We start from the raw sequence: 8,322 nt of genomic DNA, 5'->3' as shown, positions 1-8,322 counted from the left end.
GATGGTACTGCAGGGGGGACCCTGTGGGAGAGTAGGACGCCGCCGAACAATCATTCAGAAAAGCCCCCGCCGGGTGAACCGGGCGGGGGCTTTTCGCGTTTCCGGCCGGTCGGGGTGCGGCGGCGACTGGAGTAGGCTGCCCCGGCGGGAAGTTGACTGGACAACAGTTGGCCGAAAGCTCATGCGGCGTTCGCCGGCGCACTGTGTACGGCCGGTGTGTGCTGCCCTATGTTCGAGCCTTCTCGGAACACCCATGCATGGCACGACTGGGAAGGACATCAATCACGTGGCCTCCATCGACAGGCGCCGTTTCCTCCAGCTGGGCGGCGCGTCCGCCGCTGCCGCGGGCCTCGGGGCGCTGCCGCCCGTGGTCGGCAAGGCGCTGGCCCTGCCCGCGATCAGCCGGACCCGCTCGATCAAGGACGTCGAACACGTCGTCATCCTGATGCAGGAGAACCGTTCCTTCGACCACTACTTCGGCACCCTCCGCGGGGTGCGCGGGTTCGACGACCCGCGGCCCACGGCCCTGCCCGACGGCCGGCCGAACTGGCACCAGCCCGCCGCCGCGGTGAAGACCGGCCGCTACCACGACCGCGGTCTGCCGGCCTCCGAGAAGGAGGTGCTGCCCTGGTACATCGACCCGAGGAACACCACCGAGCACCAGGCCGGGACGGACCACGGGTGGAGCAGCGGCCACCTCGCCTGGAACGAAGGACGCCACGACCAGTGGGTGAACCAGAAGCAGGACGTCATGACGATGGGGCACCTCAAGCGTCAGGACCTCCAGTACCACTTCGCCCTCGCCGACGCGTTCACCGTCTGCGACTCGTACTTCTGCTCCGTCCACGCCGACACCGCGCCCAACCGCATCTACCTGTGGACCGGCACCAGCGACCCGCGCAACGCGTACGGCCGCAAGCCCAACGGGCCCGGCCTGGAGGAGCGCAACGGCAAGAACGGCTACACCTGGACGACGTACCCCGAGCGGCTGGAGCAGGCCGGGGTCAGTTGGAAGCTGTACCAGGGCGGGTCCGGTGAGCCGGGCACCCCGACGGACAACTACACCGACAACTCGCTGATGTTCTTCGAGCGCTACCAGGTCGCCGAGGGCGCCTCCGGTCCGCTCGTGGAGAAGGGCGCGACCGACCACACGCTCAAGGAGTTCCGGGCCGACGTCCAGAACGGCCGGCTGCCGCAGGTCTCCTGGATCGTCCCGCCGTACCTGTACAGCGAGCACCCGTCCGCGACCCCCACCGACGGCGCGTACTACATCAACCTGGTGCTGGACGCGCTCACCTCCAACCCCGAGGTGTGGGGCCGGACCGTCTTCCTCATCAACTACGACGAGAACGACGGCCTGTTCGACCACGTCGTGCCGCCGATGCCGCCGGTCGTCAGCCGGCCGGGCGGTCAGGGCATGGTCTCCACCGACCTGGAGGCGAGCCTCGGCGACGAACTGCTCGACCTGGCCAAGTACCCGGGCGAGATGAGCCCGCTGGTGCCCGGCGCCGACCGTGGCGGTCTGCAGCCGATCGGGCTGGGCCCGCGCGTGCCGCTGCTGGTCATCTCGCCCTGGTCGCGCGGTGGTTGGGTCTGCTCGGAGACCTTCGACCACACCTCGGTACTGCGGTTCCTGGAGGCCCGCTTCGGCATCGAGGAGCCCAACATCAGCGGCTGGCGCCGGGCCGTCTGCGGTGACCTCACCTCGGCGCTCGACTTCTCCGGTGCCGACCGGGGGAAGATCTCCATACCCGTGCCCGCCCCGATCGCCTCCCAGGGCAAGCCGTACCAGGTGCCGCTGCCCCAGCGGATGCCTACCCAGGAGCCCGGCACCCGCCCGGCCCGCGCCCTCCCGTACGACCTGCGGGTCAACGAGGACGAGACCGACGACGCCACGGTGTTCCAGCTCAACCTGGACAACAAGGGCACGGTCGGCGCCTGGCTCTATGTCTACGACCGGACGGCGCCGACCGCCGCCCCGCGCCGTTACACCATCTCGGCCGGCGACAGCTTCGAGGACCACTGGCCGCTGACCGACGGCGGCTACCACCTCGTCGCCCACGGGCCGAACGGCGCGGTGCAGGAGTTCGAGGGCAGGACGGTGGGCGGCCTGGTCGCCCGCTTCGAGCCCACCAGGAACAAGGTGCGGGTGACGGTCTCCAACCACGGCGACACCACCCGCACCGTCACCGCCGAGAACGCGTACGCCAAGGGCGCCAAGCAGGGCCGCACCCTGCGGCCCGGCGACGACGCCCGGTTCACCTTCGAGCTGCGCGACGAGAACCGCTGGTACGACGTCACCGTCGCCGCCGTGGACGGCCCGGCCTACCGGCGCCGCTGGGCCGGGCACCTGGAGAACGGCCGCCCCGGCATCAGCGACCCCGGCCCGCGCTGACCGCTGCCCCTACGGGCTCCGCCGGCGGAGCCCGACCCCGTTCCCGCGATGCTCCCCGCACGCCGGGCCGGTCCCCGTCCACCGCGGACGGAGACCGGCCTGGAGCGAGCCGACCGCACTGGGGGATGATCCCCTGCGTGACGGAAGCGGCAGGTGGGACAGGTGCGGACGACGCCGGTGCGTGGGACGAGCGGCTGGGCTGGGCGTTCGGGCTGATCGCGGATGATCCGGCTGTGAGAAGTGCAGCGCTTGTCCGTCTGGCTGAGGCGCGGAGGCAGGTCGCGGACGCGCTCGATCGGTCCAACGAGCTGTGGCGGCTGACGATGCCCCTGGGGGCGGAGGAGCAGTACCAGGAGCAGGCCTTCCTCGAGGCGCGTCGGAGGCATGACCGAGCGCAGAGACGTTCGCTGCCCGACGGGCTGTGGGGCCGCCCCGTGAGCGGGGATCTGGCGGCGTGGCCAGGGCTTCCCTACGCGCTGCTCTTCCTGGAGTGGGAAGCGAGATACCCGCAGGACTGGACGCACCATGCGAAGGCGTGGGGTACGAAGCAGAGTCTTGTCCGGGACATGGCCCTGGTCCACCAGTCGGAGGAGATCAGGGCGAAGCTCACTGACCTGGTCGAGATCGTCGTCCACCGCGCGTATCGCTGCAAGGACCGAGAGTACGTGCGGGTGGCAAGGGCCGTCGACAGTGCCGACCTGCGGGGCAGGCTCGCTCGTGCGGTCGGTTCCGACAGTCCGTGGGCCCGCTGCCAGGCAGGGTATGTGCTCTGGCTCCTGGACCGCCCCGACCTGCCCAACACACCTCATGTCTGGCGGGCCTGGCTGGCAGGCAAGGCCACGGCGTCGAGGTGACCCACGGACTGCGGCGGGAGAACCGTTGCCGCCGACGCGTCATCCGCGATCCCACTCGCCCTTGACCAACTCCTGCCGCCGAGTGCCCGAACCCTTGGGCAGGAGGCGAGGCGGCTGCCGTGCCTCGCCGGGGGCCGGGTCGGCCGTCAGGGACGGCCCGGCACCCAGAGGGGGACGGGGGCGGCGAGGGGCATCGCGCGGGCGGCGTCCTGCTCCAGCCAGCCGTCGACCCGGGCCGGGTCGCCCTCGCTGAGTTCCACCAGTGCGGCCGCGGCGATCCGGGCGCAGCACAGCACCAGCGCCAGGGTGTCCTGACGGCAGTGCCGCTCCCGGACGTAGGCCTCGGCCCGCTCCTCCGCGCGGAGGCGGTGGGCCGGTCCGTCCTCGGCGGTCAGCGCCTGGACGCCGTGCCACACCAGGGTCAGCGCGCAGGGCTCGGCGGGGTGGGCCTGCTGCTCCCGCTCGGCCTCCTCGCGGGCCTCGGCGGACCGCTGGCCCAGCCAGCCGAGCGCCGTCGCCGCGTCGTCCCCGCAGGAGCGCAGCAGCAGCTCGGCGGCCTGCCCGACGACGGCGGGCACCACCGCCGAGGCCGGCACCCGCAGTCCGGGGGCGGGAGTGCCGCCGAAGGACAGCCAGGCGTCCGCGAACGAGGCCGCGCGCAGCCCGCCCACCCAGGCGGGCGCCCCGCCCGTCGCCCCCAGCCACTCCTCGGCCCCCAGCCGGACCAGCCCCACGGCGACCAGATTCGCCGCGTCCCCGTCCAGCCCCAGCAGTCGTCCGCTCCGCACCACGCACCCCCACCTGCGTTCGTCACCCTTCGAGCACATCCCACCACACCGGGGCGCGAACGAACTAGGCAGGGGCACGTCACGAATCGGTGCCGGTGCGGCGCGGACCGGGGGGAGCGGGTGGGGGAGGGGGCGGGGGAGGGGTGGGGGAGGCACCACGGAGAACCACCCGGAGCCTGGTGGCAGCGGGAACCGGAGCAGACGACCGCGGACCCCCGCGTGCTGGCCACCCACCCCGGCTCCTGAGCGGCCACGTGCGGGCCCGGCGCCCGGGCACCCGGGGCCGTCACCCGGTGGCGGGAGCCAAGTCGTGCACCAGGAAGTGGAGTTGCACATCGTCCGTGGACTCCGCCCACAGCCCTTCGGCGTCCAGCACGGACGCAGCGACCATCCGGGCCTCGGCGACGAGCTCAGGACGGTAGTCGAAGCCCGGCCACGGCAGGACGGGGAAGTCGTTCTCCTCGCCGAACCGCCGGACCCGCTCGATGTCGCCGAGGACCGCGGGCGGCAGCGAGTCGTTCGCCCAGGACCACAGCCAGGACTGCTGGGCGAGGCTGACGCTGCCGATCATCGTGAGACGGCCGGCGAGGAACACCTTCCCGGCGCGCGACCAGGTGATCCGCGCATCGTCCAGCGACCAGTGGTACTGCACATCACCCGACAGTCCGAAGCGTTCGACCATGCGGGCCTGCCGGGCGCGGGCACGTTCGCGGGCCGCGAGCACGACGTCCTCCCAGCCGGAGTGGTCATGCTTCGAGTGGTCGTCCACGGTGTCTCCTCGCACAGAACTTTCGGCGAGATCCTCTCATCCGGACGGTGGGCCGGAGCCGCGGGCCCGGGCACGTTCGCGGGGTACCTCGACATCCTCCTGCCCGGTCCCCAGTCCGGCTCCGACGATCCCTCCTGCCTGGTGCGGAACGCCCGGACCCTCGCCGACCTCGCCGCCGCCCACCCCGACATCGCCGCCGTCTACCACCCCTACCGGCTCCACCCCGCCCCCGGCGGGCTCCTGCAGTGGGCCGGCTCCGTCCAGGCCGACCAGTTCTACTGGCTGACGGACGGCCCGGACCCGGACCGGTGGCCGGTCATCGCCCGCAACGAGGACGGTGACCACGAGGCCCGCTTCGACGGCTCCACCGCCGAGTTCGTCCACCGCCTCCTCACCGACCACCGGCACCCCTTCTCCATCTCGGAACTCCTCGACCACCGGGACTTCGCGCCGTACGAGCCCCAGACCTCCTGCGAGGACCGGTGACAGCCGCAGGGCCTCCGCCCCGGCCCGGTCGCACCGTCAGAGCGGGAGGGCGTCGAGCCATTCGGTCAGCAGGTGGTTGACCTCCGTGGGCCGCTCCTGCTGGATCCAGTGCCCGCAGCCGTCGAGGAGGTGGGCGGCGGTCAGGCCGGGCAGCGTGGTGGGGAAGGCGGCGATCGCGTCGGCCAGCCAGGTCGTGGAGGCGTCCAGCGCTCCGCCGATGAACAGGGACGGCTGCTCGATCGGCGCGCCTCGGTACGGGGCGAGGTCCGCCCAGTCGCGGTCCATGGCGCGGTAGCGGTTGAGCGCCCCGGTCATGCCGGTGCGCTCGAACTCGCCCGCGTACACGTCGAGGTCCTCCTCGGTCAGCCAGCCGGGGAGCCTGCCCCGGGGGAAGCGGTCGCGCAGCCGGCCGCCGGCGCGGGCCACGAAGTGCGGGTCCGGCTCGTCCCGGCCCGGCATGGTGTCGGCGGACAGGGCCGCGTAGAAGCCCGCGAGCCAGCCCCTGAGGTCGGACTCCATCTCCGCCTCGGCCCGGCCGGGCTCCTGGAAGTACGAGACGTAGAACTCCTCCTCCTCGCCGCCCAGTTGCGCGAGGACCTCGCCGGGGCGGGGGCCGCCGGGCGGCGCGTAGGGGACGCTCAGCAGCGCGACGGCGCGGAAGACCCCGGGGTGCAGCAGGGCGGAGGTCGCCGCGATCCCGGCGCCCCAGTCGTGCCCGACGAGCACCGCCCGCTCCTCGCCGAGGGCACGGACCACGGCGACGTTGTCCGCCACCAGGTCGAGCATCCGGTAGGCGTCCGTCCCGGCCGGTTTGCCGGACCGGCCGTAGCCGCGCACGTCGAGCGCCGCCGCCCGGTACCCCGCCGCGGCGAGGGCCGGGAGCTGGTGGCGCCAGGAGTACCAGGACTCGGGGAAGCCGTGCAGGAGCAGCACCAGCGGTCCGCTGCCCTGCTCGACCAGGTGCAGGCGCCCGGCGGGCCCCTCGACGGTGCGGTGGCGCGGATCGGTGGACGGCAGGGGACGGTGCATCGCAGCTCCTCGGTCGGTGGGCGGGTGCGGTCGCCCACCGATCATGCGGCGCCGCGCCCGCCCGGCGCGAAGATCCTTGACATCCTGGCAAACTGGCAGGGCAGGGCAGGGCAGGGCAGGGCAGGGCGCCGAGAGCGGTACGAGCGAAGGGGGCGGGCAGCGGTGACGGACGACCGTACGGCCGACGCACTGGCGGCCATCGGCCCCCGGCTACGGGCCGCGCGCGAGCAGCGCGGGGCCACCCTCACCGGCGTCAGCCGCGCGACCGGGATCGCGCTGAGCACGCTGTCGCGGATCGAGACCGGCCGCCGCCGACCGACCCTGGAGGTGCTGCTGCGGCTCGCGCAGGAGTACGGCGCCTCGCTCGACCAGCTGGCCGGCACCGCCCCTGCCGTCGCCGCTGCCTCCCCCGCCGGCACGAGCGGACCGGGCGCCGCGCTCCGGCGGCGGCGCCCCGGCCCCGACAAGGCGGTGCTGCCGCTGACCCGCTACGTGGGAGGCCTGCACGCCCACAAGCACGTCCTGCCCGCCGCCGACGCGCCACCGGCCCGGCCCCGGCAGTCCTCCCACGACGGGTACGAGTGGCTCTGCGTCCTGTACGGGCGGCTCTGGCTGGCCCTCGGCGAGCAGGACCTCGTCCTGGGCGCCGGTGACGTCGCCGAGTTCGACACCCGCACCGCCCACGGCGTCGCGAACGCCGGGGCCGACGAGCCGGTCGAGTACCTGGTCATGTTCGGCCCGCAGGGCGAGAGCCTCCGCCCCCGCACCCCGCCCCTCGGCCGCGCCGCCCGATAGCGGAGCGGCACCCTGCGCCGGGGCGCCCCAGGGGCAACGGCTCCCGGCTCGGTACCGCGGTACCTCGCCGAACGGGACGGTGCCGAAGGCCCGTGCGCTGACCGGCCGAGTGGGCCCGTGCGTGACCGGCCGAGTGCGGGCCCGCGTGGTGACCGACCGCGTGGCGGTCCCCGGTGCGTGCCGGATCCCGGCTGCGTGCGGTGGAGGACGTGCGGGACGGCTTCCCGGGATGCGCGCCGGGACGCGAGCGATCCCCCGGTGGCCGAGGCCCGCGGCGGACGCCGCTCTTCCGTCCGTCGGCCCAGCTCAACGGCCGCACCCGGAGGGCTCCGCACCCGGGCGGCGGCCCGTCCCATCGCCCGGGCGGGTGCCGTGAGACGCGGCCGTCCGACGGATGGGACGGCACACCCCTCCCGTACGGGTGGCCGGGTGAGGCAGAGTTCTGACGAATCATCATGGATTTGGAGAGCCCCTGTGAACACCCTCCTTCCCACCCGGCGCCGCTTGTCGCTGGGCCTGGCCCTGGCGTCCGTGCTGACGGGCGTCGGCGCCTTCACCGCCTCGGCGGCGTCCGCCGCGACCGCGCCGGCCCCGATACCGATCACCTCCCCGTCCTGCCCGGCCAACCTGCGCCTGGGGGAGGCCGACGGCTGCGTCACCCAGCTCCAGCTGGAGCTCAACCAGACCGGCGCCCACCTCACCGTGGACGGTCAGTTCGGGTCGGGCACGGACACGGCGGTGCGCGACTTCCAGGCCGCGCACTCCCTGGACGTGGACGGCATCGTCGGCCGGGCCACCAAGGCGGCCATAGACACGGCCGCGGCGGCCGCCTCCGGCACGGTGGACCTGCGCACCCAGTGCGGGGACCTGCAGAAGGGCGCCACCGGCGCGTGCGCCAAGACCCTGCAGTCCATGCTGAACACCTTCAACGCGGGCCGCCTCACCGTGGACGGGCAGTTCGGCCCCGCCACCGACACGGCGGTGCGCAACTTCCAGGCCGCGCACGCCCTGGCCATCGACGGCATCGTCGGCACGGCCGTCAAGAACGCCCTCTACGGCAGCAAGCCCACCCCGCTGCCCAGCGGCCCGATCGACTCCACCAAGGTTCTGAACGCGGCCAAGTCCTACCTGGGCGTCCCGTACGTGTGGGGCGGCGGCCACTCGCTGCGCGGCGAGGGCCCCGGCCCGTCGCTCGGCACCTGCGAC

General features: G+C 73.6%; 8 protein-coding genes. 5 read left to right on the top strand and 3 right to left on the bottom strand.

The window, feature by feature from the left end:
• Positions 1-286 precede the first annotated feature (286 nt).
• Entirely contained in the window at positions 287-2,395 is a 2,109-nt protein-coding gene (locus ACZ58X_RS40120; protein WP_470338508.1) for a phosphocholine-specific phospholipase C, read from the top strand.
• Between the two features lie 137 nt (positions 2,396-2,532).
• Entirely contained in the window at positions 2,533-3,249 is a 717-nt protein-coding gene (locus ACZ58X_RS40115) for a hypothetical protein (protein ID WP_470338507.1), read from the top strand.
• A 146-nt stretch (positions 3,250-3,395) separates the two neighbouring features.
• Here ACZ58X_RS40115 and ACZ58X_RS40110 read toward each other — a convergent pair whose 3' ends face one another.
• Together ACZ58X_RS40110 and ACZ58X_RS40105 are read right to left on the bottom strand one after the other, a co-directional pair.
• Positions 3,396-4,040: a hypothetical protein gene (locus tag ACZ58X_RS40110; RefSeq protein ID WP_470338506.1), complete on the bottom strand. Its 645-nt coding sequence runs from the start codon at positions 4,038-4,040 to the stop codon at positions 3,396-3,398.
• A 283-nt stretch (positions 4,041-4,323) separates the two neighbouring features.
• The gene (locus ACZ58X_RS40105; RefSeq protein ID WP_470338505.1) at positions 4,324-4,806 is read right to left on the bottom strand and encodes a DUF6882 domain-containing protein; all 483 of its coding nucleotides are present in this window, start codon (positions 4,804-4,806) and stop codon (positions 4,324-4,326) included.
• Between ACZ58X_RS40105 and ACZ58X_RS40100 the strand changes: the two genes are divergently transcribed.
• Positions 4,786-5,292 carry a hypothetical protein gene (locus ACZ58X_RS40100; protein ID WP_470338504.1) on the top strand — a complete coding sequence of 169 codons (507 nt, stop codon included), beginning with the start codon at positions 4,786-4,788 and terminating at the stop codon, positions 5,290-5,292. The two genes, ACZ58X_RS40105 and ACZ58X_RS40100, sit on opposite strands and share 21 nt — an antisense overlap.
• A 36-nt stretch (positions 5,293-5,328) precedes the next feature.
• On the opposite strand, the gene ACZ58X_RS40095 is transcribed toward ACZ58X_RS40100, so the two are convergent.
• Positions 5,329-6,321, bottom strand: a complete 993-nt coding sequence (locus tag ACZ58X_RS40095; RefSeq protein WP_470338503.1) for an alpha/beta fold hydrolase — start codon at positions 6,319-6,321, stop codon at positions 5,329-5,331.
• Between the two features lie 162 nt (positions 6,322-6,483).
• On the opposite strand from ACZ58X_RS40095, the gene ACZ58X_RS40090 reads away from it, so the two are divergent.
• Entirely contained in the window at positions 6,484-7,116 is a 633-nt protein-coding gene (locus ACZ58X_RS40090) for a helix-turn-helix domain-containing protein (protein ID WP_470338502.1), read from the top strand.
• 474 nt (positions 7,117-7,590) lie between these two features.
• On the top strand, positions 7,591-8,322 hold a 732-nt coding region (locus ACZ58X_RS40085; RefSeq protein ID WP_470338501.1), incomplete at its 3' end, for a peptidoglycan-binding domain-containing protein.

It is taken from the genome of Kitasatospora sp. NPDC040550, from assembly GCF_055594965.1.
This window is presented reverse-complemented; position numbering and strand designations above follow the sequence as displayed.

What these genes read in the sequence shown, in the direction of transcription:
- ACZ58X_RS40095 (WP_470338503.1), bottom strand. Translation starts at nt 6,321, where the DNA reads ATGCACCGTCCCCTGCCGTCCACCGATCCGCGCCACCGCACCGTCGAG.
- ACZ58X_RS40100 (WP_470338504.1), top strand. Translation starts at nt 4,786, where the DNA reads ATGCTTCGAGTGGTCGTCCACGGTGTCTCCTCGCACAGAACTTTCGGC.